The following is a 26,271-nucleotide window of genomic DNA, read 5'->3' on the forward strand; positions in this document are numbered from 1 at the left end:
GCTCAAGCGTCTCACCTTGGCCACCAGGGTTTGCTAGAAGCCTGACATGGCCGACCTCTTCGAAGCCGCGGGCCTCACGCCGCAGGCGCCATCGCCACTCGCCGACCGCCTGCGACCGCAGCGGCTGGACGAGGTCGTCGGCCAGGATCACCTGCTCGGCCCGGAGGGTCCGATCCGGCGGATGGCGCAGGCCAAGCGCCTGGCTTCAATGATCCTTTGGGGGCCGCCGGGCACTGGCAAGACGACCATCGCGCGCCTGCTTGCCAAGGAAGCCGGCTACGAATTCCAGCAACTCTCAGCGGTCTTCTCAGGCGTGGCGGACCTCAAGAGGGCGTTCGAGCAAGCCCGTGTGCGCCGGCTGGCTGGCCAGTCGACACTGCTCTTCGTTGACGAGATCCACCGCTTCAACCGCGCCCAGCAGGACGGCTTCCTGCCCTTCGTGGAAGAGGGGATCGTGACCCTGGTCGGGGCGACGACCGAGAATCCGTCATTCGAGCTGAACGGGGCTCTCTTGTCGCGCTGCCAGGTCTTCGTGCTGAAGCGGCTGGACGAGGTGGCCCTGGAGACCCTGATCAAGAAGGCCGAGAGCTTCGAGGGGGCGTCACTGCCCCTGGAGCCGGATGCGCGTTCGGCGCTCATCGCGCTCGCCGACGGCGACGGACGCTACGTGCTGACGCTGATCGAGACCCTTTTCAATATCGGCTCGGGCAAGCCTTTGAGCACCAAGGAGCTTGGGCAAGTGCTGCAAAAGCGCAGCCCCGCCTACGACAAGGACCGGGAGGAGCACTACAATCTCATCTCCGCTCTGCATAAGTCGATCCGAGGGTCGGACCCGGACGCCGCGCTCTACTGGCTGGCGCGTATGCTGGACGGTGGCGAGGACCCGCTCTTCGTGGCCCGCCGGCTGATCCGGGCCGCGGCGGAGGACATCGGCGAGGCCGATCCCATGTCGCTGGTGCTCGCCAACGCGGCGAAGGACACCTACGACTTCCTGGGCTCGCCAGAGGGTGAGATCGCGCTTGCCCAACTCACGGTCCACCTTGCGACCGCGCCCAAGTCCAACGCGGTCTATCGCGCCTATGGCGCGGCGATGAAGGCGGCCAAGGAGACGGGCTCGCTGGCCCCGCCCATGCACATTCGCAACGCGCCCACGCGACTTATGAAGGATCTTGGTTACGGCAAAGGCTACGCCTACGACCACGACCAGGCGGGTGGCTTTTCCGGCCAGGACTATTTCCCCGACGAGATGGACCGGCAGACTTTTTACGCGCCGAAGGGCGAGGGGGCTGAAGCCAGGATCAAGGAGCGCCTCGACCGCTGGGCGGCACTGCGCCGCGAGCGGGGCGGCGCTTGAGCCGGCGTCCGCAACGTCCGGATCGCGCGCCGACCAGCGGCGTCAGGCTCTCGGCCGCCGAAGTCGCTTTCGTACGCGGGCTGGTTATCTATGAGGATCCCGACATCCTGGCGCTGAACAAGCCCGCCGGTCTCTCGAGCCAGGGCGGGCGGGGCCAGGTCCATACGCTGGACGAGCTGCTTTGGGCCTTCGCCAAGCCGGGCAAGGCGCGGCCGCGGCTGATCCATCGGCTGGACCGCGACACCTCCGGCGTCATCCTGACCGCCAGGACGAAGCCGGCGGCCGGCTTCCTCGGCAGGGCGATGATGGGCCGCAAGTTCGCCAAGACCTATCGGGCCATCGTCACCCCGGCGCCGCCGGAGCCGAGATCAGGCGTGATCGACGCCCCCTTGCGCCGCGAGGACCTGGGCCGCGAGGCGTTCATGCGCGTCTGTCCGCAGGACCATCCGGACGCTGAAACCGCGCGCAGCCGCTACCGCACGGTGTCCGAAGCGCCGGGCGCAGCGCTGCTCGAACTCGATCCGGAGACCGGCCGCATGCACCAGCTTCGGGTGCACCTCGCCTCCATCGGCCGCCCCATCGCCGGCGACGCGCGCTATGGCGGAGCCCTGGTGGTCGGCGGCCACGCGATTCCACGGCTGATGCTGCACGCCGCGGCGCTGCGATTTCCCCACCCCTCCGGCGGCGAGAAGCGGCTTGAGGCTCCCGTGCCCGCCGACATGGCGGGACTTCTTGCGGCCCTCGCGCTAGGTTGAACCGGAACGGGGCCGAGCGCCTGGCCGTTTCCAGGCGAACACCCATCAAACGGATCCGTCGGATGAGACCGATGAAACGCGTGATCCTCCCGGCGCTGGCGGCCCTCTCGCTCGGAGCCTGCGAGACACCCGCGCCACCCACGTTCTACCAGCCTGCTGCAGGTCCACTCGGCATAGGATTTTCAGAATATCGGATCGAACCGGGCCGTTATCGCGTCAGCTTCCACGGCGGGCCGGGCGCGCCGCCGGAAGTCGTCAGCGACCTTGCATTACGCCGTGCAGCCGACATCACGCTCGCCGAGGGCTACGAGTGGTTTCGCGTGTCCGATCGGTTCATGCGCGGCTCGGGCGGCAACCCCGGGTCGCGAATTAGCGTCGGCATCGGCGGCGGCAGCTATGGCTGGAACGGGGGCGGCGCAGTCGGCGTCGGCACAGGCTTCAACGTGGGCGCCAGCGCGCCGGCTCTAACCTCGACCATCGAGGTGCTGATGGGCCGAGGTCCGAAACCCCAGGACGTCGAGGTCTACGACGCGCGAGGCGTGGCCCAGTCGATCGGGCCGCACGCCTGACGCCTTTTCGTCGGCCGGCGGGCGTCGCATAAGGGGCAGATGCGAACCACATTGCTCCTCGCCATGGGCGGCGCCTTCGGGTCGGTCAGCCGCTATCATCTGGGCGTGCTTCTGGTGACGCGAAAGGTCCTGGCGTGAAAGAGGTCCGCACGCTCTACGTCGACAAGGGCGAGGAGGGAGTGCGCCTTGACCGCTGGTTCAAGCGCCGCTGGCCGCACCTGAACCATATCCAGATCCAGAAGCTGGCTCGTTCCGGCCAGATCCGTGTCGACGGAGGTCGCGCCAGGCCGGAAACCAAGCTTACGGCCGGCTCTCAGATCCGCGTGCCGCCGCTGCCGGACGCTCCGCCCCCGCAGGACAAGAACGCCCTTGACCCGCGGGAGGTCGCGTTCGCCAAGTCCCTGGTGCTTTACGAGGACGATGAGGTCCTGGTCCTGAACAAGCCCGCGGGGCTGGCGGTGCAGGGGGGCACGAAGACCTCGAAGCACATCGACCGGCTGCTCTCAGCCTGGGGCGAGGGGCTGGACAGGCCCAGGCTTGTTCATCGCCTGGACCGGGACACCTCGGGCGTGCTGGTGCTGGGCAAGTCGCCGTCAGCGGCGGCGAAGTTGTCGGGGGCGTTCGCCAAGCGGCGGGCGCAAAAGACTTACTGGGCGTTGGTGGCAGGCTTCCCCAAACCGGGCCAAGGCGTGCTCGAGCTGCCGCTCGCCAAAAAAGGCGTCGGCGACCGAGAGATGGTGCAGCCGGTAGATTCCTCAGACCCCAAGGCCGAGCCCGCGGAAACCGAGTTCGTGACCATCTCGCGGGCCGGTGATCGGGTCGCCTGGATGGCGCTTCGCCCGCACACCGGCCGCACCCACCAGTTGCGCGCCCATATGCTGGCCATGGGACACCCGATCCTGGGCGACCCGAAGTACGCGACTGAAGCGTCCGCCGAGTTGTCGGGAGGATTGAAGCTGCAACTCCATGCCCGCCGCCTCGTCCTGGCCCATCCCTCACGTGGCCAGCTGGTTCTCGAGGCGCCGATGAGCCCGGAGTTGCGCGCCGGCTTCGAGCGTTTCGGCTTCGAGGAGCGCGAGGCCGATCCCGAACCGTTCAAGAGAACCCGTCGATGACCGAAGACGCCACGATCGCCCGCGCCGAAGCCTTGATGGCCGATGGCAAGGCCGAGGCGGCCCTGGCGCTCACCGCCGTACTTGTATCTGCGCAGGCGCCCAGTCATCTGGCGCTTGCTGTCCACTCCGGGGCCTTGAAACGCGTGGGCCGGCTTGAGGAAGCGCTGGCGCTCGACCAGCAGGCTGTCGAACGCTTCGGTTCCAGCCCGATCGCCTGGCACAATTATGCCGCGACCTTGGGCGACCTCGGCCGCGCCTCCGAGGCCGTCGAAGCCTGTGAGCAGGCTTTCGACCGGCGCATGGACGCGCCGGAGACCTTCGCCGTCTATGCCCGGGCTCTCCGGGCGACTGGAAACCATGAGCGGGCTGACTACGCCTATCGTCAGTGCCTGCTTAGGGCCCGCGCCGACCCGGGAGTCGCTTCCGAGTACGCCAATTTCGTCTGGATGCGGCGCGGCGATGTGGCTGAAGCCGACGCGATCCTGGATTCGGCGTTCCACGCGGGCGCGCCGCCGACGCCGCTGCTGCTTGCCAAGGCGACGCTTTATGAGGCGGCCGGCGATGCCGCCCGGGCGGTCGCGCTGCTGGAAGCCGCGAGCCAGCGCATGCCGGGCGATCGGGCCATCCTGCTGGCGGGCGCGGAGAGCGCTTTGCGGCTGGAGCGGGTGGACGAGGCCGAACGCTACGTTCGCCTGGCCGAGGCGGTCGATCCGGGAGCGCGGGCCGTCATCCAGTCCTCCGCCATCGTCGATCTGGCGCAGGGACGTGCCGAGGCTGCCCTTGCCAAGCTGCGCAGCGCCCTGGCGGCCTACCCGAACGATCAATCGCTGTGGGGCTGGGCCGCGACCGCCGCGCGGGCGGTGGGCGATCCACTCTATGGTGAGCTCTGCGATTACGATGCGCTCGTCCAGGCCTACGATCTGGCGACACCCGACGGCTGGCCGAACCTGGAAGCGTACTTAAGAGATCTCCGCAAGTCATTGAACGAAATCCATCTCTACGAGCAGCACCCCACCAATCAGTCCCTGCGGCACGGCAGCCAGACGATGCACCTCTTGTCCGGTTCGGATGCTCCGCCGGTTCGGGCTTTCTTCAAGGCGATCGAGGCCCCCCTCCGCGAACACATGGCCAAGCTGGGGACGGGCGCCGACCCGCTTAGGAGCCGAAACACGCTCGACTACCGAATCCAGGGCGCCTGGTCGGTGCGCCTGCGTCCGGGCGGGTTCCATCGCGATCACTTCCATCCCGAGGGTTGGCTGTCGTCGGCGTTCTACGTCGAGACACCGGATGCGGCGCTGGAGACGGCCGACAGGCAAGGCTGGATCCGCTTCGGCAAGCCGCCCTTCATCACCGATCCCACGATGGATGCCGCCCACTACGTCAAGCCAAAGCCGGGCAGACTGGTGCTCTTCCCGTCCTACATGTGGCACGGCACCGTGCCGTTCACGACGGACGAGGCGCGCATGACCATCGCCTTTGACGCCGTCCCGAAGTGAAAGCCCTCCCGGTTTCGCGGAGGTGGCGCGCTGCGCCAGCCGCGGTCCGCTCAGACGCGCGGCCCCTCAATCAGCTTGGCTCACAGCGCCCGCGGACGGGGGCAGGTCTTCAGACGAGTCGCGACGTAGGCTTGGCTGCGGCGCTGTTCGGGAACACGATGTTGTCGAGCGCGGAGCGATCGACGTCCATGTGCTCGACCAACACGCCCTTGAAAAGACTGCGCATGTCCAGCGTCGGGGCGACGTCGCGGTTCTCGTAGAGAGCCTGCTGTTTCAGGGTCGGCCAGTCGCCCACTATGCCGCCCGGTTTGAGCGCGCCGCCGAGCAGCAAGGCGGTGGAGGCCGTTCCATGATCGGTGCCTCCGGTGCCGTTGGCGCGCGCCGTGCGACCGAACTCGGTTGCGACCACAACCACCGTGTTCTTCCATTCCGGCCCGAGGCCCGTGTTCAGCCCATCCAGCACAGCATCGAGGTAGGCAAGGCGGGTGGCCAGAAGGCCGGCCTGGTTCGCGTGGCTGTCGAAGCCGTCCAAGGAAATCGCCGCGACCGTCGGGCCGCCGGGTTCGCGCATGAAGCCCGCAAGGGACTGACCCAGCGACCTGGCGGCAGCCTGCTGCGCCGGTCCGCCGCCCGCGCCCTTGCCGCCACCCATCGCCGAAGGCCCCGCGCCGTCGAGGCCCGCCGTGGCGTCCTTGGCCATGGTTTCGGTGGCCAGGCCTCGGGCAAGCGCCGGGCCCAGCAGGGAATCGTTGCGGTAGAGGTCCTGCAACAGCGTTGGCAGGCGGGCTTCGGCGTCCACCGTGCGTCCCGGCGACCAGGAGGCGGTCTGCACCTTGCCGCGAAGGATCAAGGGCGCAGTCGCGCCGATCGAAAGGGCGTCGACCTTGCGGTGCATCGAGAGCGTCTCGACAGCGCGGTTCAGCCAGCCGGACGTGGTGGAATAGACACCTGCTGCGCCGGTCTCCAGGACGTCTTGAGCTTCGAAGTGCGATCGCGCGCGATCGGGCGTGGCCACGGCCGGGACGATGCGCGCCTGACCGGCGTTGGCCAGGGCGTGGACGGCGGTGAGCTGCGGGTGGAGGGCGAAGGTCCCGTCCAGGGGCAGGGCGGTGTCGCTGAGCGCAAGGGAGCCGCGAAGGTTCCGGTACTCACCATCCCCGATCGGCGGGGCGACAGAGAGCCCGTCCATCCCCCCGCGACAGATCACGACGACCATCTTGCGCTTGTTGATCTCGCCATCCGCCGCCCGTGCGGGGACGGCCAACAGCTGCAGGCAGAGCCCGAAGCCCGCCGCCGTCGCGAGCAAGCCTCGGCGTGTAGGGACATGAGCAATCATCGGCGTTGGAACTCCGGGCTCATCAGAAGGAGGGCGAAGCCTTCAGCGCGCGATTCGGCGCGAGCTATCGCCTTGGCCGTCTCGGGCGACAGCCGCTCGCCGAGCGCATCGGCGGCAAGCGCCTTTGGATCACGCCCGTCGACGGCGACGGCTGCGAAGCCCTGGGCGAATTGCATCCGCTTGACGATGGCGTCCGGCGCCGCCCAGGACTGTGCATCCTCGGCCCACCCCTTCGGCGAGGGAGCCGAGAACGGTTTCTGGCCCAGCGAGGTCAGGATTGGCGCGAGCTTGTCGAAGCCCGTCGGCTCGGCGCCGGCCGCCCGATAGCTCGAGACGACGAATTCGTAGGGCGTCTTGAATTTTTCCGGCTTGGGGCTCCAGGCCTCGGGTGCGGACACCAGGGCCTCGGCGACCTTGGCAAGGTCCCCGCGGCTCGCGGTCCAGGCAGCTTGCAGACGCGCGACCAAGGCCGGCGGCGGTTCATCGGCCACGAAGTGGCGGGCGATCTTGGTGCAGATGAAGTGCGCGGTCTGCGGCTTGGCGGCCAGGTCGGTCAGAATGGCGCTGGCCTGGGCCCTTCCTCCCTGATCATAGCGGATACCCATCACCGCCCGTTCACCCGGCTCGTGCGCCGCCTCTCGGAAGACGGCGACCCCGTAGTCCGGGTCGCGCGGACCGCCGATGGAGATCCCGGTCATGGCGCGAGCGAACTCGGTGACGTCGGCCTGAGTATAGCCGCCGTTCACCCCGACGGTGTGCAACTCGAGGATTTCGCGGGCAAGGTTCTCGTTGAGGCCGACGGTGCGACGGAGCGCGGCGGGCTGCAGCCGCCCGCCGACGCCGCGCGGGCCGCCCCGCTTCATGAACTCCGCCGCCTGGCTGTCCGGCCCGATCGACTGGATCTGGTCGAGGTAGGTCAGCATGGCCGGATGGGTCTCGGCCGCGCCCAGCAGGTCTACGAAGCGGCCGAAGACGTTGGGCCGGATGGCTTCTTCCTCGAACGGCCCCACGACCGTTCCGGTGATCGCCTTGGTGGCCGAGACTGTGAAGTGGTTGGCCCAGAAGAGCGCCCAACGCTCGCGGAAGGCCGCCTCGGTGGTGACCGCCAGTTGTGCGCGAGCGCCGAAGTCCTCGCCGATATCCTGGCGCAGCATGCGCCCGACCAACTTCACGGGGTCGCGCGCGTCATGGCCCTTGCCGGGCGCCGCCTCGGCCATGGCGGGATTGCCGGGCTCCGAGGCCGTCGCGCCCGGACCGGCAGGGCCAGGGCGGACATCGGCGGCGCGTTCCACACGCGCGTCTCGGCGCTCTCGCTGGTAGTCCCGGAACTGCGCCATGCGCTGGGCGCTGCCGGCGGCGGAGCCAGTTGGCCGGTCAGCGCCTGAGCGGCGGATCTGGCTTTTCAGGAAGCCCAGCGGGTCTTTGCGCGCGTCGGCCAGTTCGCCTGGCTTGGCGCCGAGCCCAAAGCGGGTGACTGCGATCGCGGCTCTCAGGTCCTGGTTCGCAAGCGCCACGACGCGTGTCTCCTTGCGCTTGTCCCTCTCCACGGTCATGTCACCCAATAGCGGCGCAATCCGGGCCGGAACGTTACGGGAGTTACTCAAGACTTGGCGCGAGGATTTCAGGAACCCGGCGAAAAGCCCCGGAAGTTCTACAGCAGCGTTTCTGTCTCAGAGATGAACGGCGGCTACGGCGTGACCCTCGACGCGCGGGTTTTGCGCGGCCCGAAAGGCCAGCCGGTGGTCCTGCCCACCCTGGCGCTGGCCCAGGAGGTGGCGGACGAATGGGCCTCGCAGGGCGAGCACCTGCACCTTGCCCGAATGCACGCAACGCGGCTCGCCAACACCGCCATTGAATCCGTGCCACTGGCCCGCGAGTCGACGGCTCAGGCGATCGCGGACTACGCCGCCTCCGACCTGCTTTGCTATTTCGCGACCGATCCAGGCGGCCTCGTCGAGCGGCAACAACGCCTTTGGGGGCCAGTTCTCGACCAGGCGCAGACCGAGGCGGGGCTGGAGTTCGTCCGCGCCGCCGGCATCGTGCATCAGGCTCAACCGCGGGCGACGCTCGAGCGGGTGAAGGCCCTCGCCCTCGAACTCGACGATTTCGGCCTCACGGGGCTGGCGTTCGGGGCAGCCTTGTTCGGCTCGGCGGTCCTGGCGCTGGCCGTGCAGCGCGGCTGGCTATCGGGTGAAGACGCCTTCGCCCTCTCGCGGCTCGACGAGGCCTGGCAGGAGGAAAAGTGGGGTATCGACGCCGAAGCCGCCGAGCGGACCGAACGCCTCTCAGCAGAAGCGGCCATGCTAGATCGATGGTTCAGGGGCCTGGCCGGCTAGCCGCATCCGGGCGCGGATTTTGCCTCGGCGGCGCCGAAACGACGGCGCTTGTGCCGAAGTGGAGCGGAGCCAGGGCTTATGCTCGGTTCGATCGCGTCTTTCGGCGGCTATCGCCTCCTGCCCGGTCCGGCAGCCTACACCCGGCAACCGGGCGACGAGGCGGCCTTGCCGAAGCTACCGCTACAGCCGTCCGCCGCGCAACCTACCGCCTTTGCCGTGGCGCTGGCGCCCCCGGCCATGTCGGCGCTGATCGCAGCGCAGGAACATCGTCGCTCGCGGCCTGCCCGTGCCTCGGCTTCCGCTCGGCTGGTGGCCAGGTTGGACAGGGCGGTCTATCGCCTCGCCAGGTCCTCAGCGGAGAGCGCCGCTGAGGACCTGGCCCCAACTGCCGCTTGCCGATCCCGCGTCGCAGTCGCGCCACTCTGCCGCATGCCGGTCGACCTCCAGGCCTGACCTTGCAACCCGCGCTAGCGCGCTCTACGCCTTCGCTGTTCAAAGAGAAGGGCCGTTAAGCGTGAAGCATATCCTCGAAGAGCTCGACAAGCGCCGTGCGGAGGCTCGCGTCGGTGGCGGCGAACGGCGGATCGCCAGCCAGCACGCCAAGGGCAAGCTGACGGCGCGCGAACGCGTCGACCTCCTTCTCGACGAGGGCTCGTTTGAGGAGTTCGACATGTTCGTCGAGCACCGAGCCACGGACTTCGGCATGGCGGACCAAAAGGTGCCGGGCGACGGCGTGGTCACGGGCTGGGGGCGGATCAACGGCCGGGTGGTTTTCGTGTTCTCCAAGGATTTCACGGTCTTCGGTGGATCTCTTTCCAGTGCGCACGCCAACAAGATCCTGAAGGTCCAGCGGCAGGCGTTGAAGCTCGGCGCGCCGATCATCGGCCTGTTCGACGCTGGTGGCGCACGCATCCAGGAAGGTGTGGACAGCCTCGCGGGCTACGCCGACATCTTTCTCGAGAACACCCTGGCCTCGGGCGTCATTCCGCAGATCAGCGTGATCATGGGCCCCTGCGCCGGTGGCGACGTCTATTCCCCGGCAATCACCGACTTCATCTTCATGGTGAAGGACACGTCCTACATGTACGTCACCGGCCCCGATGTGGTGAAGACCGTCACCCACGAGGAAGTCAGTCACGAGGAATTGGGCGGCTACCGCGTCCACGCGATGAAATCCGGCGTGTCCGACGGCGCCTTCGAGAACGACCTGGAGGCCCTGACCCAGGTTCGCCGCCTCATCGATTTCCTGCCGCTCTCGAACCGGGAGAAGCCGCCCGAACGCGACAGTTTCGACGAGCCTTATCGCGACGAGCCGAGCCTCGACACCTTGGTGCCGGCCAACCCCAACAAGCCCTACGACATGAAGGAGTTGATCTCCAAGGTCGTGGACGAGGCGGATTTCTTCGAAATCAGCCCGGAATACGCCAAGAATATTGTCGTGGGTTTCGCGCGGATGGACGGCCAACCTGTCGGCATTGTCGCCAACCAGCCGCAGACACTGGCGGGTGTGCTCGACATCGACGCCTCGCGCAAGGGCGCACGCTTTGTGCGCTTCTGCGACGCCTTCGAGATTCCGATCATCACCTTCGTCGACGTGCCGGGTTTCATGCCCGGAACCAAGCAGGAGCAGGGCGGCCTGATCCGGCATGGCGCCAAGCTCCTGTTCGCCTTCGCCGAGGCGACGGTGCCGAAGATCACCCTGATCACGCGCAAGGCCTACGGCGGCGCGTACGATGTGATGAGCTCCAAGCACCTGCGCGGCGATATCAACTACGCTTGGCCCACCGCGGAGATCGCGGTCATGGGCTCCAAGGGCGCAGTGGAGATCATCTTCCGCTCCGAGATCGGCGATCCCGACGCCATCGCCGCGCGTGAGGCCGAATACAAGGAACGCTTCGCCAATCCGTTCGTGGCCGCTTCGAGGGGCTACATCGACGACGTCATCATGCCGCACGGCACCCGCCGGCGGATCGTCCGGGCTCTCAAAAACCTCAAGGGCAAGCAACTCACCAACCCCTGGAAGAAGCACGACAACATTCCGCTCTAGGACCGGAACCCCTCCGCGCCAGCCCGTGTTCTCCGCCCGAGGACGGCGGCGGCTTTGCGCCGCGCCGCAAACACGGAGGACGTTTCCATGGCGGGCAACTGGATGGACGACCGCGAGCGGCAGATGAACGAGCGGGACCGGCGACGGTTGGACGAGGGGCAGCGTCACGGCCCCGAAGGCCGCACCTGGGAGAGGGAAGAAAGTTCTCGGGCGTACGGCGCGCGTCGGGGCGGCGCCGATCGCGACCGGGTGTTCGGTGAGGGCGAAAGCGGAGCCGGCTACGGCGACCGCCAAGCCGACGAGGCCTATCGCGGCCGCTCGTCGACGCCCGGCTGGCAGGACCGCCACTATGGCGGGGTGAGCCCGGCGATGCGACACGGCGCCTATGGCGCACGACCGCAGTTCAGCCGGCAGGATTACGCAGGTCGCGGCTACCAAGGCGACGAATACCGGGGCGGCGGCCGTTTCTATGGCGACGACGAGCGCGAGCGCATCTACCCACAGGAATACGGCCAGGGCGGCGTCGAGTACGGCGACGTGCCGAGCGGCTTCGACGCCCAGCGCGGCTATGCGAGGGAACGCTACCAGGCCGAAGGCTACGGCCGGGAGGGCTATGATCCGGCCGACCTGCGTCACGTGCCGCGCAGATGGGCCGGCGGCGGGGCCCGCGAAGACTATGAGGGCGGCTATGGCGGCCGCGGCGGTGATTTCCTGCACCGCGCGGGCGAACGGGTGGCGTCCTGGTTCAACGCCGGAGCTGAGTCAGGCATTCACGAGCGCGGCGACCCCCAGGGCCGCGGCGCTTTTGCTCGGGGTCTTGGACCGCAGGGGTACAAACGCTCTGACGAACGGATCAGCGAAGACGCCCACGAACGCCTGACCGATGACACCTGGCTCGATGCCTCGCACATCACGATCACGGTCGCAGCCGGTGAACTGACCCTCTCCGGCGCCGTGGACAACCGGGAAGCCAAGCACCGCGCCGAACGCCTCGTCGAGGACATTGCCGGGGTGAACCACGTGCAGAACAATCTGCGCGTCGCCAAGGGTGGGTTCATTACCGGCTCTGGCTCAGGCTACGGCGACAGCGTCCTCGAAGCCCAGATGCGGCGCGACGACCCGGCTTCCAATAGTGGAGGCGGAGCTGGCGCAAGCCCGTCGGCCACGGGGAAGAGGAACTAGTTCCGACGGATTGGGCGAGGCTCGCGCCCAGGCGCGGAGCGCTCGTCCGTGGGGAGCCTAAGCGACTGCGCTCGCACTCGGCGTGGCGATTCCTTCTCCTCGGCCCAGGCGGTCGGGGAGGCGCGCGCCATATGGGACGAATTCCAGCGAGACCGAGTTGATGCAGTAGCGCAGCCGCGTGGGCGGCGGGCCGTCGGGAAACACATGGCCCTGGTGGCTGCCGCAGCGCGCGCACGTCGTCTCGATGCGGACCATGCCGTAGGAGACGTCGCGCACCGCCTTCACATGCGTCTCGTCGACAGGGGCCCAGAAGGACGGCCAGCCGGTCCCGCTCTCGAACTTGGTCTTGTGCTCGAAAAGCGGCAGGCCGCAGAGCCGACAGCAGTAGATGCCGGCATCCTTTTGATCGAGCAGGCCGCCGCAGAACGGCGCTTCGGTGCCGTGATGCAGCAGGACGTCGGATTCCTCGCGGGTCAGCGTCGCCTCCAGGGCTTTGCGCTGCTCCGGGCTTGGCGGTGTCAGATCGAAACCAGTCGGGGAGAGAGGTGTCGGGCTCATGGCGACGAGTGTAAGCAGTGCGCGCGCGCCGGGAAAGCGTTGAGAGATACTTGCGCGCGCCGGCCCGAGGCCGGTCCCGGCAACAGGGGCGCCCCCACCGCCCCCAAGCGGCGGCACGGACGGGAATGTGCAGTTCGGTGACGGGTTCAACACCATCTTCGAGGCTGGCGGCGTCTGGGGGCGAGAAGACGCATTTGCCAAGCCCGGCCGCCCCGTCTATCGCGGGTAGATGTTCTCAAAGATCCTAATCGCCAACCGCGGGGAAATCGCGGTCCGCATCATCAAGACCTGCCGCCGAATGGGGATCGCCACGGTGGTGGTCTATTCCGAGGCTGATGCCGACTCGCTGGCCGTGGAGATGGCCGACGAGACGGTGTTCATCGGGCCGCCTCCTGCAGCGCAATCCTACCTGGTCGCCGAAAAGATCATTGCGGCTTGCCGAGAGACGGGCGCGCAAGCGATCCACCCGGGCTTTGGCTTCCTGTCGGAGAACGCGGGCTTCGCCAAGCGGTGCGCCGAGGAAGGAATCGTCTTCATCGGTCCCAATCCACACGCCATCGAGGCGATGGGCGACAAGATCGAGTCCAAGAAGTTCGCCGCCAAGGCCAATGTCTCGGTGGTGCCGGGGCATGTCGGCGAGATCGACGACACGGCGCACGCGGTCCGGATCTCCGAGGAGATCGGCTACCCGGTGATGATCAAGGCCTCGGCCGGCGGCGGGGGCAAGGGCATCCGCGTCGCCTGGAACCGCAAGGACGTCGAGGAAGGCTTCCCGGCCGTCAAGGCCGAGGCCAAGGCGAGCTTCGGCGACGACCGCATCTTCATCGAGAAATTCATCGAAAGCCCGCGCCACATCGAGATCCAGGTGCTGGGCGACAAGCACGGCAATGTCGTCCACCTGTTCGAGCGCGAATGCTCGATCCAGCGGCGCAATCAGAAGGTCATCGAGGAGGCGCCGAGCCCGCTCCTGGACGCCAAGACCCGGGAGGCCATGGGCGCCCAGGCCGTGGCGCTGGCCAAGGCCGTGCAATACGACTCTGCCGGCACGGTCGAGTTCGTGGCTGGGCAGGATAAGAGCTTCTTCTTCCTGGAGATGAACACCCGCCTGCAGGTGGAGCACCCGGTGACCGAGTTGATCACCGGTCTTGATCTCGTGGAGCAGATGATCCGCTCCGCCTACGGCGAGAAGCTGGCCTTCGCCCAGAAAGACCTGAAGATCGGCGGCTGGGCCGTGGAGAGCCGGATCTACGCGGAGGATCCCTACCGCGGCTTCCTGCCCTCGATCGGACGCTTGGTCCGCTACGACCCGCCGGCTGAAGGCGACGTTGGCTCAGCGAAGGTGCGCAACGACGCCGGCGTCCGCGAGGGCGACGAGATCTCGATGTTCTACGACCCGATGATCTCGAAGCTCTCCACCTGGGCCGAAACCCGCGAAGGCGCGATCGACGCCATGGGACGTGCGCTCGAGGACTTCCATATCGAGGGCCTCGGCCAGAACATCCCGTTCCTGTCAGCCGTGATGGACCAGGAGCGGTTCCGGTCCGGCAAGCTCTCCACCAACTACATCAAGGACGAGTTCCCCGAGGGCTTCTGGGGCGCCACGCCGACCTCCTTCCAGCGTGACCTGATGACGGCGGTGGCCTGCGCCATGCACCGCACGATCACGCGGCGCGCCGCGCCGGAGCTGATGCGCGACGACTGGGTGGTGATCGAGAACGGCGACAAGCGGCTCGTGCGGGTGACCAACGGCGAGGTGCTGAAGGTTGAATTCCTCGACGAGGGCAGAACGCTCGCCTTGGAGGCCATCGACTGGCGCCCCGGACGCCCGATGTTCAAAGGCGTACTCGACGGCCAGGCTTTCTCCGCCCAGGTGGAGCCGGCGCCCGAGGGCTTCCGCATCCGCCACCGCGCCGCCACCTCCAAGGTGCTGGTGCTGACCCCACGCACGGCCGACCTCCACGAGCGCCTGCCGCCGAAGCTCGCGGCCGACACCTCCAAGCTGGTGCTCTCGCCCATGCCGGGTCTGGTGGTCACCTTGGACGTCGCGGTGGGCCAGCTGGTGCGCGCCGGAGAGGCGGTCGCCGTCATCGAGGCGATGAAGATGCAGAACATCATTCGCGCCGAGCGCGACGGCACGGTCAAGGCCGTCAACGCCCAGGCGGGCGACAGCGTCGCGGCGGACGAAGTCCTGGTCGAGTTCGCCTGAAGGCGGGACTATCCTTGCCCGGGATTCTAGACATGGATCTCTGGGGGCGAGCGTCATGAACGGCCAGATCGACTGGGGCGAGCTGCTCTTCTCGGCCAACGGTCGGGCTGCCCGGATGCCGTCATTGATGGCTGCGGCTCTGCTGCTGGTGGTCGCTGCGCTCTATGAGGCTGTGGCCGGTTCCACTTTGCATTGGATCACCGGCTGGTTCGTCTATCCCCCTCTGTTCTACTGCGGCGCATGTGTGCTCTCTAAGCGGTTGCACGACCGAGGGCGTACCGGATGGTGGGCGGCGCTCGTGCTGGTCGCCACGGTCGCGGTCTGGCCGCAACCCAACAGCTTCTTCGACTTTTTCTTCACCCTTGTTCTGATTTGGGCAGCCATTGACCTGGGCGCCATGCCCGGTGAGGCAGGGACCAACCGATACGGCCCCAACCCCTTGCGGCCGTCCGTGGCAGCCTAGGTAGAGCCAATTCGATCCACCCTCGTCGCTGGTTTCTTCGCCTGAGAAGCCCGCTCGCTGGTCGCGTGCGAACCCTGATCCAGGCCACTAGTGTTGGTGGTGACTGGGATCCAGATCGAGGTGCAGCATCGGGCTCCAGTGGTGATCGCCATCAGGATCGTCCGGATGCGGCCATCGCTTGCCGAAGGCTTGCAACTGCTTGTCGAGGTCCTGCAGCCGATCCAGGTTGGCGTCGCGCTGCTCCGGAGGCTGTGCGTCGTGGAAATCGGCGATCCGTGTGAGCAGGCGATTGAACCAGATGTCTTCCACCGTCTGGGGAGCTTGCGGTCCCTCTAACAGGCGCTCCACCTCGGTGAGCGCGCGTTCAAACTCTGCCTCGTTTCTGAGAGGCGCTGCGCTGGAACTGACCATGGATAACTCCGGAGACTGACGACCCCAGTAGAAAACGGCCACGCTTTGGGTTTGTTCCGCCACCGCTGCCATCCAGGCGACGATCTGAGCCTAGCCTCCGGGGGGCCCTGCGATGCGCAACCGGTCCGCGTCAGTCCCGGACGAAACAGGCCTGGCCGCCCGCCTTGAGCTTGCCGCACAACGCTCTCGCATCGGACGTCGAACTGAAACCGGAAATCATCGCCCGATACAGCGGCTTGCCGTCGACATCGACCGTCGCCACGTCGCTTTTGAAGCCGTCCAGTTCGCCGGCGAATTTGCGGGTGACGTGCGCCAGGATACCCTTGGCTTCGGGCAGGCTCGGGGAGGCCCCGACCTGGATCACGATGGACGGGATGATCGGCCGCTTGGGTGCGGGCCGGGGTTGCGGCTGAGCGGCCGAGCCGAGAGCGGCGACGGGGGGCGCGGCGCGGGCCGGTAGCGGCTTGGCTGTTGGCGCCAGCTCCGGCCTGAGGGGCACGGTCGCAGCCGTCGGCCCAGGTTTTGGCAGAGCCGCCACGGGGCCGGGGCTCGGCGCGGCCATCGCCACGACAGGCGCGGCCGGGGCGGGATTGGACATGGCCCTCACGGGGCTTGGTTTCGGCTCAGCCGCCGCGACAACGGGCGCGGCGGGCGCCGGCGTCGTCGCCTCCGGCTTGGGTGTCGCCGCAGCGGGCTTTGGGGTGGACGCTGCGGCCGCCGCTGGCGCGGCCGCCGCAGCTTTCGGCTCGGCGGGTGGGGGGGTCACGGGAGCGGAGGGCGGTGGTTTGGGCAAAGCCGCGACGATCTCTGGCTTGGGACCTGGGGGGGCAGGCTGAGGCTTGGCGGGAGCCTTGGCCGCGAATTTTGTCGAGATCCCAACCAGGGGTCGTTTGAAATCACGATCGCAGAGGGCTCGGATCACAGCTCCGAGGGGCGCGGAGGGGGTTGGGCTGACGAAAGCCGTATCCGCCTGGCGCAGGACCTTGGGCTCGGAGCGCAGGTTGCGACTGTGGAAACCGGTCATCGCCCCCAGGCGCACTGAGCGTTGATCGCAATTGACCTCGACCGGGATCGACCATGAGGCCACGCCGTCATGGGCTTCGATGTCCGGGTTAACGGCTTCGGAACTGATGGTCGCCTGGAAGCCGCGCGGCTCGCGCACCGAACTGGAGCTGACCACCGCGGTGATGGCCGAGGGACTGATGTCGACGACCTGCGCCGGCGAGATCGGCGTCTCCTTCTGCAGCCAGGAGGCCAAATCCGGGAGGGAGCGAGACGGCGGATAACTGACGCCGGCGCCTTGGCCGATGGCGGGCGCGACCATGCCGAGCGCGATTGCGGAGGCCAGGCCTAAGGCCGCGCGGCGTTGCCTGATGATCATCTAGCCCCACCTGAGGGTTTCAACATCCGACTCGCCCTCGCTTACATCTACCCCTGACCTAGCCCGGCGCAGCCGCGACCGCCACTGGTCCGAACACCTCGGCGAAGCTGGCCCGAAGCGCCTCGTCGGCTTCCGCCATGCTCACCGGCAGGCCAAGGTCGACCAGGCTGGTGACGCCATGCTCGGTGACGCCGCAGGGGACGATACCGCTGAAATGGGCGAGTTCAGGTTCGACATTCAGGGAAATCCCGTGGAACGACACCCAGCGGCGGAGTTTCACCCCGATCGCGGCGATCTTGTCTTCGCGCGTCGGAGCGCCGGCCACCCGCCGCTCGACCCACACGCCAACCCGGCCCGGGCGGATTTCGCCTGCGACATTGAAGCGCGCCAAGGCGCCGATCACCCAGGCCTCCAGCGCGGCTACGAAGGCGCGGACATCCCTTTTTCGTTGCGTGAGGTCCAGCATCACATAGGCGACCCGTTGCCCCGGACCGTGGTAGGTAAACTGGCCGCCGCGGCCGGATTCGAACACCGGAAAGCGATCCGGCTCCAGGAGGTCCGCCGGCTTGGCTGAGACCCCGGCCGTGTAGAGCGGCGGATGTTCGAGAAGCCAGACAAGCTCGCCGGCAGTCCCTTCGGCGATGGCGGCGGCGCGGGCCTCCATGGCGGCTACGGCGTCGGGGTATGGAACCTGGGCCTGTGAGACAGCCCAACCGACCGCCGCATGGTCGCTGCGGCCGAATATGGCCGGTGTGGTCGCTATGTCTGATACCCCGTGTATGATGTTGGTTTCATTCATTATTCTGGAAATCTGCTCACTTTTGTGGTAGATTTTGTCCCACACCCACATTGGCTGTCTTTGCTCTTGAATGACAGAGCCGCGTCGTGCGGGCGGATTCCGCTCCCGGGCCACTGTCTGAATGACTCGTTCCCGACGCGCAGCCAATGGCCGTCCGCGACCCCGACACGGATCTTGATCACTCCACCTATGGCCCGGCTGGTTTGCGGTTGAAGGAGCGCCGTGATCATCTGCACTGGCCTGTAAGGCGAACTGCGGTTCTGCGGGCGGCCCAGGTTTCGTTGTGACCCTGCCATGCCTGGGGAAGGGCGAGGGACGGCCATGAGCGTTGAGGGGAAACTGAAGGCGATGGGGCTCGCCCTGCCTGCCGAAATGAAGTTTCCACCCGACCTGCGGGTAAGTTGGCGGCAAGTCCGCGTCGTTGGAACGCGGGCGATCATCGCCGGACACGGTCCCCGCGCCGCGGACGGGACGCCGTTCGGCAAACCCGGCAAGCTCGGGCGTGATCTTTCGATTGAAGAAGGTTGCGAGGCGGCGAAGGCCGCGGGTCTGGCGATCCTCGGTGACCTGAAGCGCGAAATCGGCGACCTGGATCGGGTTGTGAGCTGGAGCCGCGTCTTCGGCATGGTGAACTCGGCGCCGGGCTTCGTCGGGCAGGCGGCTGTCCTCGACGGATTTACAGACCTCATGATCGCGCTCTTTGGTGAGGACGCCGCGATCTGTCCAAGGGCGGTGATGGGGGCCGCAGAGCTCGCGCTGAACGCGCCCGTGATCATTGAGGGCGAAGTCGAAATCGCACCTCTGCAGGATCGCGCATAGAGCAGAACGTCCGGCTCTCACCTCTTGTTGTTGTCCGCTTTCGGGCGTGGAGCCTCAAGTCCGTCGCCTAACTCGAGGCTGCTGTTGCTCGAGGCCTAGCTGGGTAAAGCGAAGGCGAGCACCTGGTCACCACGCGTGGTGTTGGACTTGGCGTGGCCGCCGGCGGCGATCACCACATACTGCCGTCCCTTCCAGACGTAGGTCATGGGTGTGGCCTGACCGCCAGCGGGAAGCCGGCCGCGCCACAGCTCGCGGCCCGTGGCGCCGTCGTAGGCGCGCAGGTAGTTGTCGACCGCCGCGCCGATGAACAGAAGTCCCGAGCCCGTGACCATTGGCCCCCCGAAATTAGGGGCGCCGGAGCCGCGCAGGATGAGTTGGCTGCCGGGCGCCAGGTCGCCCGTCGTGCCGAATGGGACCTGCCAAAGGACACGACCCGTACGCATGTCGATGGCATGCAGCACCCCCCAAGGCGGCGCGTTGCAGGGCAGCCCCAGCCTGGAACGCAACACCTCGCGGCGCATCCCGAAGGGCGCGCCGGCGTTGGGGGAGATCTCGACCCCGGGTTCGGCCGCCTTCGCCGCCTTGACCTTCTCCGCGGGGATCAAGGTGATCAGGTGCATGGCGCTGGAGGTGTTCACATAGGCTATCTGCCGGATCGGGTCGAATGCGAGTCCGCCCCAGTTCGAGCCGCCGCCGGTGAACGGGTATTCGATCGTCCCCTGGGTCGAGGGAGGCGTGAACAGGCCCTCATGGCGCGCGGCGGCGATCTTGCGGCGGCATTGCGCGCGGTCCCAAGGCGTGAAGCCATAGGCGTCTTCCGGCCGGATCGTGCTCGGGGCCAGCGGCTCCGGGGCGGTAGGGAAGGGCTGCGTGGGCGAGAGCGTCTCCCCAGGGGCAGCACCCTGAGGCACGGGACGCTCCTCGACAGGGATGACCGGCTTTCCGGTATCGCGGTTGATTGTGAACAGCAGGCCCTGCTTGGTCGGCTGCAGCACCGCCGGCTGTATTGCGCCGTGCCATGCGACCATGGCCAGCGTCGGTTGGGCTGGATTGTCGTAGTCCCAGATATCGTGGTGGACGGTCTTGAAGGCCCAGACCTTTCGGCCTGTGGCGACATCGAGGGCCACCACCGAATCGGCGTCGCCATCGTCGCCCTTGCGCAGCCCGCCCCAGAAGTCCGGGCTCGGGCTAGTCGTCGGCAGAAAGACCAGGCCGCGCGCCGAATCCGTGGACATAGGCGCCCAGACGTTTGCCGCGCCGGCCACGATCGGCGGATTGGCGCCGGCAAGGGGATCGAAGGTCCAGCGCGGCGCTCCGGTGATCGCGTCGAACGCTCGCACCGCGCCGGAGACCTCCTTGACCCGCTGATTGTCGGCGACAGAGGAGCCCACCACGACCACGCCGCGCGCGACGACCGGAGGCGAAGTGATCTGCATTTCGCCCGGCTTTTCCAGAACAACGCCATGGGCCACGTCCACCTGACCGGCGGTCCCAAAGGTGGCGCAGAGCCGGCCCGTGGCGGCGTCCAGCGCGATCAGCCTTCGGTCGTTGGTCGCCAGGAAAATGCGTTCCGCGCACGCGCTCCCCGGCGCGGCGCCCGGATCGCGCCAATAAGCAACGCCGCGCGCGGTGAACCCTTCGCCATACTGCACGGTGGTCTTGATCTTCGGATCGAAGCGCCAGAGGGGCCTGCCGGTCGCCGGATCGAGGGCGGAGACCGCGTTGAACGCCGACACCACATAGAGCCGGCCGCCGGCCATGATCGGCGTGTCCTCGAACGCCGCGCGGCTGACGTCGGCGCCATGGGCGGCCAGATCACCCGTCGACGATGTCCAGGCCAAGCGAAGCGCGCCGACGTTGGCGGGGGTTACTTGATGAGCAGGCGAGAACCTCTGACCACCTTCGTCGGCCCCATAGTAGGCCCAGTCCTGGTCCGCCTCAGGGACGCCGTGGACTTTGGCGGGTCGTGGTCCGCACGCGGCGAGTCCGAGGCCACCAAGTATCAGGGCTCCGACGACAATCGAGTGTTTCATCGATCTCAAGCTAACGCAGATGTCCGCTCGGCACATCACGACCGGACGATCGCTTGGTCTGGTCGTGCGCGGGAGGCGAAGGCGTGCTCCCGGCGTCACTAGGACTTTCGGAAATTCCGCCTACGGTGGTCCCCGGGTGATCCGTCGGGGGCGTTGCATGGATCTGAAGTCGGTTAGGCGCGCGTTATGCGTACTTTCCTTAGCCGGCCTTCTCGGTCTGCCGGCAGCCAGCGCTGCGGGGCAAGCCTATCGAGCGCCGCGAAACGCATACGGCGCGCCCGATCTGAATGGCGTGTGGAACAACAACGCACTCACGCGGCTGCAACGCCCGGCCGGGCTCCTGCCTCTAGTCGTGCGGGCCGCCGACATGCCCGATGCGGAGCGCAAACTCATGAGCAGCTACTCGCCGCCGAGCACGGCGGCGAACGTCGGCGGCACGGAGAGCGAGTGGTGGGACGGGGCGCACCTGGCCAGGGTCGATGGCGAACTTCGCACGTCGTGGCTGGTCGATCCCGGCGACGGCCAACTCCCTTACACGGCCGAGGGAAAACGCCGTGTCGCGCTGTTCGCCCAAGCCCAGATCGAATCCTTCGACGGCCCTGAGTCGCGGCCCGTGGCGGGGGATCGCTGCCTGTTACCCAGCTGGGGCGCCATGGGGCCGGTGATGCTGAACGCCCCCTACAACGCAAACTACCGGTTCGTGCAGACTCGCGACCAGGTCGCGATCGTGGCCGAGAACAACAGCGAGTTGCGGATCATCCGAATCGGGGCGGCGCACTTGCCCGCAAAGATCAGGCCTTGGACCGGCGATTCCATTGGTCATTGGGAGAAGGACACCCTGGTGGTGGAGACCACCAACCTGCGTGCGGACGCCCCGTTGAGCCAGGCGCCATTCTTCTTCACCGCAGGGGCCAGAGTCGTGGAGCGGTTCACGCGTGTCGCGCCCGCCGCGCTGAAATATGAATTCACCGTCGAGGATCCAACGATCTTCACCCGTCCGTGGCGCGCGGAGATGGCGTTCGTCGCGACCAATGCGGTGCTCTACGAATTCGCCTGTCACGAGGGAAACTACGCGATGACCAACGTCTTGGCCGGCGCGCGCGCGGTCGAGCAGGGGGAGACTAAAGCGAGCCCGTCGCGGTAGCGGTCAGGGTCAGGGCCGAAGCCGTCGCCGGCCGCTCAGCGAATCGTTTCCTTCTCCTTGGGGGCCGAAACTCGGCGCGTTCTCGTCTGGGCCTTGGGCTTCGGCAGGAGTCGGAAGCGCGTCTGGCACCATGCGAAGTCGACGCCCACGTCGAGCAAAGCATCGGAGCGTCCGCAGGGGCAGGCAAATTCCATCACCGCGATGACTCGGTATGTCTCTCCGGCTCGAAGGGGCACCGGCCGTCCCGTGGCGTGGTTTGGGGCGGCATTGACGCATAGAACCAGATCGCCAGGGCCGACGGCGTCGCTCATAGGTTTCATCCACTACCCTTGGGGAAGACTAGACCCTGACCCGCAAGGGGCAAGGACCGGTTTGCACCCTTTGTGGAGATGGCGATGTCAGCCGGCGTCGGCAAGGCAACCAGCCCTGCCGCTCGCCGAGCCGAATATCTGCGGAGCGACTGGGGGAAGATCGGGAGGAATGCCCCTCATCCGGTGGCGTTGTTCCCCGTCCGTTGCGTATTTTCAGCCCGAACAAAATAGCCCTCTCCGAGGAGAAACGCTGGCAGGCCCGTTCATATTTGATGCTGCGCGGCCGGATTTAACACCCGGTCAAGCATGTCGCGGCCAAAGTGGGCGCCGGGCTGGCTGTGCGCAAAGCCCAAGTGAAGTCAGGGGCGTTCCGGTGAGTCAGGTCAACGCGGTCAATGTCGAGATCCAGGTCGTGCTGGGGCGATCGACGCTCCCGATGCAACAGCTGCTGCGCATGGGGCGTGGCGCCGTCATCCCGCTCGACGCCAGCGTGAACGACGAGGTCTGGATCCTGGCCAACAACCATCCGGTCGCGCGCGGCGAAATCCAGATCAACGACGAGAAAATCTCCATCGCGGTCACTCGCGAGGCCAACGTCTACGACTTCATGGCCGGTGGTCAGTAAGCCTGCGACACGCAAGGTCGTTTCGTCGCCCTTCACAAAGCCTTCGGCGTTTGCTACCCCCCGCGCCTCACCACGAGCGGTCGTGGCGGAATTGGTAGACGCGCAGCGTTGAGGTCGCTGTGGGGCAACCCGTGGAAGTTCGAGTCTTCTCGACCGCACCAGTGAATCAGGGTCTGGAAATCTTTCAGGAAAGAAGCGCTTCGACATAAGCTTGGGAGGTCCGCGTGAGCCGTGAAACGGACGACCCCGAGCTAAGCGAGCGACCTGAAACCGAAGAGGACCTGGAGGACCTCGCCCTTGGCGAGGACTATTCCCTAAATCCCGCCTACGTGCCGATGGTCGCCGACGCGCTCGATCGCGGTGATGCCGAGCGGTTGAGGGAATTGCTGGGCGCGCTGCACCCGGCTGACGTCGCCGACCTGATGGGTTTCCTGTCGGCCGCCGATCGCGAGGAACTGGTCCCACACCTGGATCCCGAGATCCTGGGCGAAGTGCTCTCTGAACTTGATACGGAGATCCGCGAGGAGATCCTCGAGCACGTTCCCTCAGCGATCCTGGCCAAGGCGCTGGGCGAGATGGAGAGCGACGACGCCGCCGACGTCGTCGACGATCTGGAGGCGGACAAGCGCGCCCAGGTTCTGGCCGCCATGCCCGAGGTCGAGCGGGCCGCCATCGAGACGACGCTGGCCTACGACGACGAGACCGCCGGACGTCTGATGCAGCGCGAGGTGGTGGCCGCGCCGCAATTCTGGACCGTCGGCCAGACAATCGATCACCTGCGGCGCGAGAGCAAGGAACTGCCGGAGCTGTTCTTCGACGTCTACGTCGTGGACCCCGCCTACAAGCCAGTGGGCGCCGCGCCGGTCAGCCACCTCCTGCGCACATCACGCGAGACGCCGCTGGCGCAGATAATGGAGCAAGTCACCGAAATCCCGGTCGATATGGACCAGGAGGAGGTGGCCTACATCTTCGACAAATACCGCCTGATCTCCGCCCCGGTGGTGGAGCCCGGCGGCCGGCTGGTCGGCCAGATCACGGTCGACGACATCGTGGGCGTCATCCAGGAAGAAACCGAGGAGGACATCCTGGCGCTGGCCGGTGTGACCGACGCCGGTCGCGACGCGGGCTTTCTCGGCATCGTGCGCTCGCGGCTACCGTGGCTGCTCATCAACCTGCTGACTGAGGCCATCGCCGTGGTCGTGATCGGTCCCTTCCAGCCCATGATCGCCAAGATCGCCGTGCTGGTCATGCTGTTGCCGATCGTCTCCTCGCTGGGCGGCAACGCCGGGACCCAGGCGTTGACGGTCGCGGTCCGGGCCATCGCCAGCAAGGAGCTGAACGCCGCCAACTCCGCGCGCATCATCGTCCGCGAGCTGGCCGTGGGCCTGATGAACGGCGCTGCGATCGGATTGGCCCTGGGCGCGGGCCTTTTCATCTGGCAGCACGATCTCAAGCTTTCGCTCGTCGTTTTCCTGGCGATCATCGCCAATCTGTTCGTCGCCGCGCTTGGCGGGATTTTGGCTCCCCTTGTCCTCGACCGGTTCGGTCGGGATCCGGCAGTATCATCATCCGTGGTGGTCACGTTTATGACCGACTTCTTCGGATTCCTCGCACTTCTAGGCATTGCGGCGCTTATCCTGTTGTAAGGACTGGCCTAGTAAGCGTTTCGGCCCAGGACTTGCCGGTAAGGGCCGGCGCCTGTGCGCGTTGCGTCAAAGTGGGTCAGAGCAGAGGGCATGCAGCCTCGCCACCGTGTGTCCCGAGCCGCGATCGAACTGATCAAGCGGTTCGAGGGCTACCGCCGAGCGGCCGCTCAGCTCCCCGATGGGCGCTGGACGATCGGTCATGGCCATACGCTGAGCGCAAGGCAGGGCGCGGAGGTGTCGCCAGACGACGCCGAGGCGCTGCTGCTCTACGACCTCATCGCCATCGCGCACGCGCTGAACGAGGCGGTCTTCACGCCCCTGACTCAGAACCAGTTCGATGCGCTGGCCTCTTTTGTCTTCAACATCGGCCTCGACAACTTCCATCGCTCAGGCGTTTTGCGGCGACTTAACGAGGGCGCGACCATCCAGGCCGCCTACGCCATGGAGCTTTGGCGCAAGGCCGAGGTGGGCGGCGAACGAATTGTCATCGACAGCCTGGTCCGTCGCCGCGCCTCCGAGAAGGCCCTGTTCCTGACCCCACAAGGCGGCGTCTGGGTGCCCGCGCCATCGCCGATCCTCAAACCCCTGCTGGACGCAGACGCCGAGGGACTGGTCCCCCGCCACGCTCCGGTGGAGGTGACGGCCTCCATGGAGGGCGAGAGGGTGGTCGTCTTGCGCCAGGGCGAGCCGACGCCCGCGCCGGCGGCATACGAGGACGAGGATCAGGGGCCGGCCAGGGCGGCAGCGGAATCGGTCAGCGCACGACTGTCGAGTCTCTTTCAGGATCCGGGCGAGGAGCGCGATCCCGAACCGACCTTCGGCCGATCGCACGCGTCCGGCGACCTTGGCCCTGCAGCCTTCGCGCGGCTGGACGACCCGGTGCCTTTCTTTCTTCGCGCCCCCGAGCCGCAGGACGTGCCGGACGAGGCGGCCTTCGAAGACGAGTTGGCCGAAAATCCCGTCGATGAAGACGACACCCGCGGCCGTGACCTGTTCGAGCCGCAGCCGGCCGACGGGCTTGGGGTCGACGAGGGGGCCCATGGAGAAGATCCCGGGAACGAAGAGCGCGCTGACGACGGCGGTGACAGCGAGGGCGGCCATCAGGTCGGCCGCACGATCATCGATGATTCCGCGCCCTACGATTTCATTCCCGCCAAGGTTCAGCCGCTTCCGTCGCCCGGCCAGGGCGGGTTGCTGACCCTGGTGGCTCTGGCGGCTCTCGGGCTGACCTTCTTCGGCGGAGGGATTTTCTGGGCCACCAATGCGCGGACCGTGGCCCATTCGGCGTGGCTCGGGCCAAAGCTGGTGGGCGGCCTGGCGGGCGTCGCCGGCGTCGGCTTCTTCGTGGTCGCGATCTATTTCCTGCTCGAGCGGCTTGGCCGTGTCTCTGAACGGCGAGCGCGGAGCCGCCGCTAGACCCTTCGCGCGGCCGTGCGGCGCATGCTAAGCGGCGTCCCATGCTTCCCAATCACGGACCTGGCCTGGAATTCAGCCTCGGCGAGACGGCCGACGCGATCCGCGAAACCACCGCCCGTTTCGCGGCCGACAGGATCGCCCCGATCGCGGCGCGGATCGACGAGACCAACAGCTTCCCGCGCGAACTCTGGCCGCAGATGGGCGCGCTCGGCCTGCATGGCGTCACCGTCGAGGAGGCCTATGGCGGCCTGGGCCTGGGCTATCTGGAG

Annotated in this window: 24 protein-coding genes and 1 tRNA gene; 18 read left to right on the plus strand and 7 right to left on the minus strand. The window is 67.1% G+C overall.

What is annotated here, in order from left to right; all coding sequences use genetic code 11:
• The first annotated feature begins 46 nt into the window (after positions 1 to 46).
• From VGI62_RS15240 to VGI62_RS15260, 5 genes are all read left to right on the plus strand, one after another.
• Positions 47 to 1,354: a replication-associated recombination protein A gene (locus VGI62_RS15240; RefSeq protein WP_331505363.1), complete on the plus strand. Its 1,308-nt coding sequence runs from the start codon at positions 47 to 49 to the stop codon at positions 1,352 to 1,354.
• Entirely contained in the window at positions 1,351 to 2,109 is a 759-nt protein-coding gene (locus tag VGI62_RS15245; protein WP_331505364.1) for an RluA family pseudouridine synthase, read from the plus strand. Before VGI62_RS15240 ends, VGI62_RS15245 begins: the two co-directional genes overlap by 4 nt.
• Before the next feature lie 71 nt (positions 2,110 to 2,180).
• Positions 2,181 to 2,678, plus strand: a complete 498-nt coding sequence (locus VGI62_RS15250) for a CC0125/CC1285 family lipoprotein (RefSeq protein WP_331505365.1) — start codon at positions 2,181 to 2,183, stop codon at positions 2,676 to 2,678.
• Between the two features lie 134 nt (positions 2,679 to 2,812).
• Positions 2,813 to 3,793, plus strand: a complete 981-nt coding sequence (locus VGI62_RS15255; RefSeq protein WP_331505366.1) for an RluA family pseudouridine synthase — start codon at positions 2,813 to 2,815, stop codon at positions 3,791 to 3,793.
• Positions 3,790 to 5,289 carry a putative 2OG-Fe(II) oxygenase gene (locus VGI62_RS15260; RefSeq protein WP_331505367.1) on the plus strand — a complete coding sequence of 500 codons (1,500 nt, stop codon included), beginning with the start codon at positions 3,790 to 3,792 and terminating at the stop codon, positions 5,287 to 5,289. The genes VGI62_RS15255 and VGI62_RS15260 overlap by 4 nt, the downstream gene beginning before the upstream one ends.
• A 109-nt stretch (positions 5,290 to 5,398) precedes the next feature.
• Here VGI62_RS15260 and VGI62_RS15265 read toward each other — a convergent pair whose 3' ends face one another.
• Positions 5,399 to 6,625 (minus strand): DUF1501 domain-containing protein, encoded by a 1,227-nt coding sequence (locus tag VGI62_RS15265; protein ID WP_331505368.1) that lies wholly within the window; start codon positions 6,623 to 6,625, stop codon positions 5,399 to 5,401.
• Positions 6,622 to 8,229, minus strand: a complete 1,608-nt coding sequence (locus VGI62_RS15270; RefSeq protein WP_331505369.1) for a DUF1800 domain-containing protein — start codon at positions 8,227 to 8,229, stop codon at positions 6,622 to 6,624. Before VGI62_RS15270 ends, VGI62_RS15265 begins: the two co-directional genes overlap by 4 nt.
• 3 nt (positions 8,230 to 8,232) lie before the next feature.
• Between VGI62_RS15270 and VGI62_RS15275 the strand changes: the two genes are divergently transcribed.
• The 4 genes from VGI62_RS15275 (at position 8,233) to VGI62_RS15290 (ending at position 12,190) form a co-directional block, all read left to right on the plus strand.
• On the plus strand, positions 8,233 to 8,961 hold the full coding sequence (locus tag VGI62_RS15275) for an ATP12 family chaperone protein (RefSeq protein WP_331505370.1): 729 nt from the start codon (positions 8,233 to 8,235) through the stop codon (positions 8,959 to 8,961).
• A 78-nt stretch (positions 8,962 to 9,039) separates the two neighbouring features.
• The gene (locus tag VGI62_RS15280) at positions 9,040 to 9,414 is read left to right on the plus strand and encodes a hypothetical protein (RefSeq protein WP_331505371.1); all 375 of its coding nucleotides are present in this window, start codon (positions 9,040 to 9,042) and stop codon (positions 9,412 to 9,414) included.
• Between the two features lie 61 nt (positions 9,415 to 9,475).
• Positions 9,476 to 11,008 (plus strand): acyl-CoA carboxylase subunit beta, encoded by a 1,533-nt coding sequence (locus VGI62_RS15285; protein ID WP_331505372.1) that lies wholly within the window; start codon positions 9,476 to 9,478, stop codon positions 11,006 to 11,008.
• 87 nt (positions 11,009 to 11,095) lie between these two features.
• Positions 11,096 to 12,190 (plus strand): BON domain-containing protein, encoded by a 1,095-nt coding sequence (locus VGI62_RS15290; protein WP_331505373.1) that lies wholly within the window; start codon positions 11,096 to 11,098, stop codon positions 12,188 to 12,190.
• 57 nt (positions 12,191 to 12,247) lie between these two features.
• On the opposite strand, the gene msrB is transcribed toward VGI62_RS15290, so the two are convergent.
• Positions 12,248 to 12,748, minus strand: a complete 501-nt coding sequence (msrB, locus tag VGI62_RS15295) for a peptide-methionine (R)-S-oxide reductase MsrB (protein WP_331505374.1) — start codon at positions 12,746 to 12,748, stop codon at positions 12,248 to 12,250.
• 229 nt (positions 12,749 to 12,977) lie between these two features.
• Between msrB and VGI62_RS15300 the strand changes: the two genes are divergently transcribed.
• Both VGI62_RS15300 and VGI62_RS15305 read left to right on the plus strand, forming a co-directional pair.
• A complete protein-coding gene (locus tag VGI62_RS15300) occupies positions 12,978 to 14,954 on the plus strand; it encodes an acetyl/propionyl/methylcrotonyl-CoA carboxylase subunit alpha (RefSeq protein ID WP_331505375.1) in 1,977 nt (658 codons plus the stop codon).
• A 55-nt stretch (positions 14,955 to 15,009) separates the two neighbouring features.
• Entirely contained in the window at positions 15,010 to 15,417 is a 408-nt protein-coding gene (locus tag VGI62_RS15305) for a DUF805 domain-containing protein (RefSeq protein WP_331505376.1), read from the plus strand.
• 87 nt (positions 15,418 to 15,504) lie between these two features.
• Here the strand turns inward: VGI62_RS15305 and VGI62_RS15310 are convergent, their stop codons facing one another.
• The 3 genes from VGI62_RS15310 to lipB all read right to left on the minus strand — a co-directional run bounded on the left by VGI62_RS15310 (position 15,505) and on the right by lipB (position 18,008).
• Positions 15,505 to 15,828 carry a hypothetical protein gene (locus VGI62_RS15310; protein ID WP_331505377.1) on the minus strand — a complete coding sequence of 108 codons (324 nt, stop codon included), beginning with the start codon at positions 15,826 to 15,828 and terminating at the stop codon, positions 15,505 to 15,507.
• 130 nt (positions 15,829 to 15,958) lie between these two features.
• The gene (locus VGI62_RS15315) at positions 15,959 to 17,209 is read right to left on the minus strand and encodes an SPOR domain-containing protein (protein ID WP_331505378.1); all 1,251 of its coding nucleotides are present in this window, start codon (positions 17,207 to 17,209) and stop codon (positions 15,959 to 15,961) included.
• A gap of 58 nt (positions 17,210 to 17,267) precedes the next feature.
• Positions 17,268 to 18,008, minus strand: a complete 741-nt coding sequence (lipB, locus tag VGI62_RS15320; protein WP_331505379.1) for a lipoyl(octanoyl) transferase LipB — start codon at positions 18,006 to 18,008, stop codon at positions 17,268 to 17,270.
• A 321-nt stretch (positions 18,009 to 18,329) separates the two neighbouring features.
• Between lipB and VGI62_RS15325 the strand changes: the two genes are divergently transcribed.
• A complete protein-coding gene (locus VGI62_RS15325) occupies positions 18,330 to 18,827 on the plus strand; it encodes a RidA family protein (RefSeq protein ID WP_331505380.1) in 498 nt (165 codons plus the stop codon).
• 95 nt (positions 18,828 to 18,922) lie between these two features.
• Here the strand turns inward: VGI62_RS15325 and VGI62_RS15330 are convergent, their stop codons facing one another.
• Positions 18,923 to 20,860 carry a pyrroloquinoline quinone-dependent dehydrogenase gene (locus VGI62_RS15330; RefSeq protein ID WP_331505381.1) on the minus strand — a complete coding sequence of 646 codons (1,938 nt, stop codon included), beginning with the start codon at positions 20,858 to 20,860 and terminating at the stop codon, positions 18,923 to 18,925.
• A gap of 391 nt (positions 20,861 to 21,251) precedes the next feature.
• Here VGI62_RS15330 and VGI62_RS15335 point away from each other — a divergent pair, with 391 nt between their 5' ends.
• The 6 genes from VGI62_RS15335 to VGI62_RS15360 form a co-directional block, all read left to right on the plus strand.
• Positions 21,252 to 22,004 (plus strand): hypothetical protein, encoded by a 753-nt coding sequence (locus VGI62_RS15335; protein ID WP_331505382.1) that lies wholly within the window; start codon positions 21,252 to 21,254, stop codon positions 22,002 to 22,004.
• Positions 22,005 to 22,688: 684 nt separating this feature from the next.
• Complete coding sequence (locus VGI62_RS15340) at positions 22,689 to 22,940, plus strand: FliM/FliN family flagellar motor switch protein (protein ID WP_331505383.1); 252 nt, start codon at positions 22,689 to 22,691, stop codon at positions 22,938 to 22,940.
• A gap of 76 nt (positions 22,941 to 23,016) precedes the next feature.
• Positions 23,017 to 23,101 (plus strand) — tRNA-Leu (locus VGI62_RS15345).
• Positions 23,102 to 23,164: 63 nt separating this feature from the next.
• Positions 23,165 to 24,586, plus strand: coding sequence for a magnesium transporter (mgtE, locus tag VGI62_RS15350; RefSeq protein WP_331505384.1), 1,422 nt, complete (start codon positions 23,165 to 23,167; stop codon positions 24,584 to 24,586).
• Positions 24,587 to 24,676: 90 nt separating this feature from the next.
• Positions 24,677 to 26,002: a lysozyme gene (locus tag VGI62_RS15355; protein ID WP_331505385.1), complete on the plus strand. Its 1,326-nt coding sequence runs from the start codon at positions 24,677 to 24,679 to the stop codon at positions 26,000 to 26,002.
• 41 nt (positions 26,003 to 26,043) lie between these two features.
• Positions 26,044 to 26,271, plus strand: a 228-nt coding sequence (locus tag VGI62_RS15360; protein WP_331505386.1) for an acyl-CoA dehydrogenase family protein, incomplete at its 3' end; no start/stop codon positions are given.

This window comes from Phenylobacterium sp., from assembly GCF_036495085.1.
Lineage (GTDB): Bacteria > Pseudomonadota > Alphaproteobacteria > Caulobacterales > Caulobacteraceae > Phenylobacterium.

What these genes read in the sequence shown, in the direction of transcription:
- VGI62_RS15305 (WP_331505376.1), top strand. Translation starts at nt 15,010, where the DNA reads ATGAACGGCCAGATCGACTGGGGCGAGCTGCTCTTCTCGGCCAACGGT.
- VGI62_RS15250 (WP_331505365.1), top strand. Translation starts at nt 2,181, where the DNA reads ATGAAACGCGTGATCCTCCCGGCGCTGGCGGCCCTCTCGCTCGGAGCC.
- VGI62_RS15325 (WP_331505380.1), top strand. Translation starts at nt 18,330, where the DNA reads ATGAGCGTTGAGGGGAAACTGAAGGCGATGGGGCTCGCCCTGCCTGCC.
- VGI62_RS15265 (WP_331505368.1), bottom strand. Translation starts at nt 6,625, where the DNA reads ATGATTGCTCATGTCCCTACACGCCGAGGCTTGCTCGCGACGGCGGCG.
- VGI62_RS15240 (WP_331505363.1), top strand. Translation starts at nt 47, where the DNA reads ATGGCCGACCTCTTCGAAGCCGCGGGCCTCACGCCGCAGGCGCCATCG.
- VGI62_RS15260 (WP_331505367.1), top strand. Translation starts at nt 3,790, where the DNA reads ATGACCGAAGACGCCACGATCGCCCGCGCCGAAGCCTTGATGGCCGAT.
- VGI62_RS15290 (WP_331505373.1), top strand. Translation starts at nt 11,096, where the DNA reads ATGGCGGGCAACTGGATGGACGACCGCGAGCGGCAGATGAACGAGCGG.
- VGI62_RS15300 (WP_331505375.1), top strand. Translation starts at nt 12,978, where the DNA reads ATGTTCTCAAAGATCCTAATCGCCAACCGCGGGGAAATCGCGGTCCGC.
- lipB (WP_331505379.1), bottom strand. Translation starts at nt 18,008, where the DNA reads ATGAATGAAACCAACATCATACACGGGGTATCAGACATAGCGACCACA.
- VGI62_RS15335 (WP_331505382.1), top strand. Translation starts at nt 21,252, where the DNA reads ATGAGCAGCTACTCGCCGCCGAGCACGGCGGCGAACGTCGGCGGCACG.
- VGI62_RS15315 (WP_331505378.1), bottom strand. Translation starts at nt 17,209, where the DNA reads ATGATCATCAGGCAACGCCGCGCGGCCTTAGGCCTGGCCTCCGCAATC.
- VGI62_RS15280 (WP_331505371.1), top strand. Translation starts at nt 9,040, where the DNA reads ATGCTCGGTTCGATCGCGTCTTTCGGCGGCTATCGCCTCCTGCCCGGT.
- VGI62_RS15330 (WP_331505381.1), bottom strand. Translation starts at nt 20,860, where the DNA reads ATGAAACACTCGATTGTCGTCGGAGCCCTGATACTTGGTGGCCTCGGA.
- VGI62_RS15355 (WP_331505385.1), top strand. Translation starts at nt 24,677, where the DNA reads ATGCAGCCTCGCCACCGTGTGTCCCGAGCCGCGATCGAACTGATCAAG.
- VGI62_RS15310 (WP_331505377.1), bottom strand. Translation starts at nt 15,828, where the DNA reads ATGGTCAGTTCCAGCGCAGCGCCTCTCAGAAACGAGGCAGAGTTTGAA.
- msrB (WP_331505374.1), bottom strand. Translation starts at nt 12,748, where the DNA reads ATGAGCCCGACACCTCTCTCCCCGACTGGTTTCGATCTGACACCGCCA.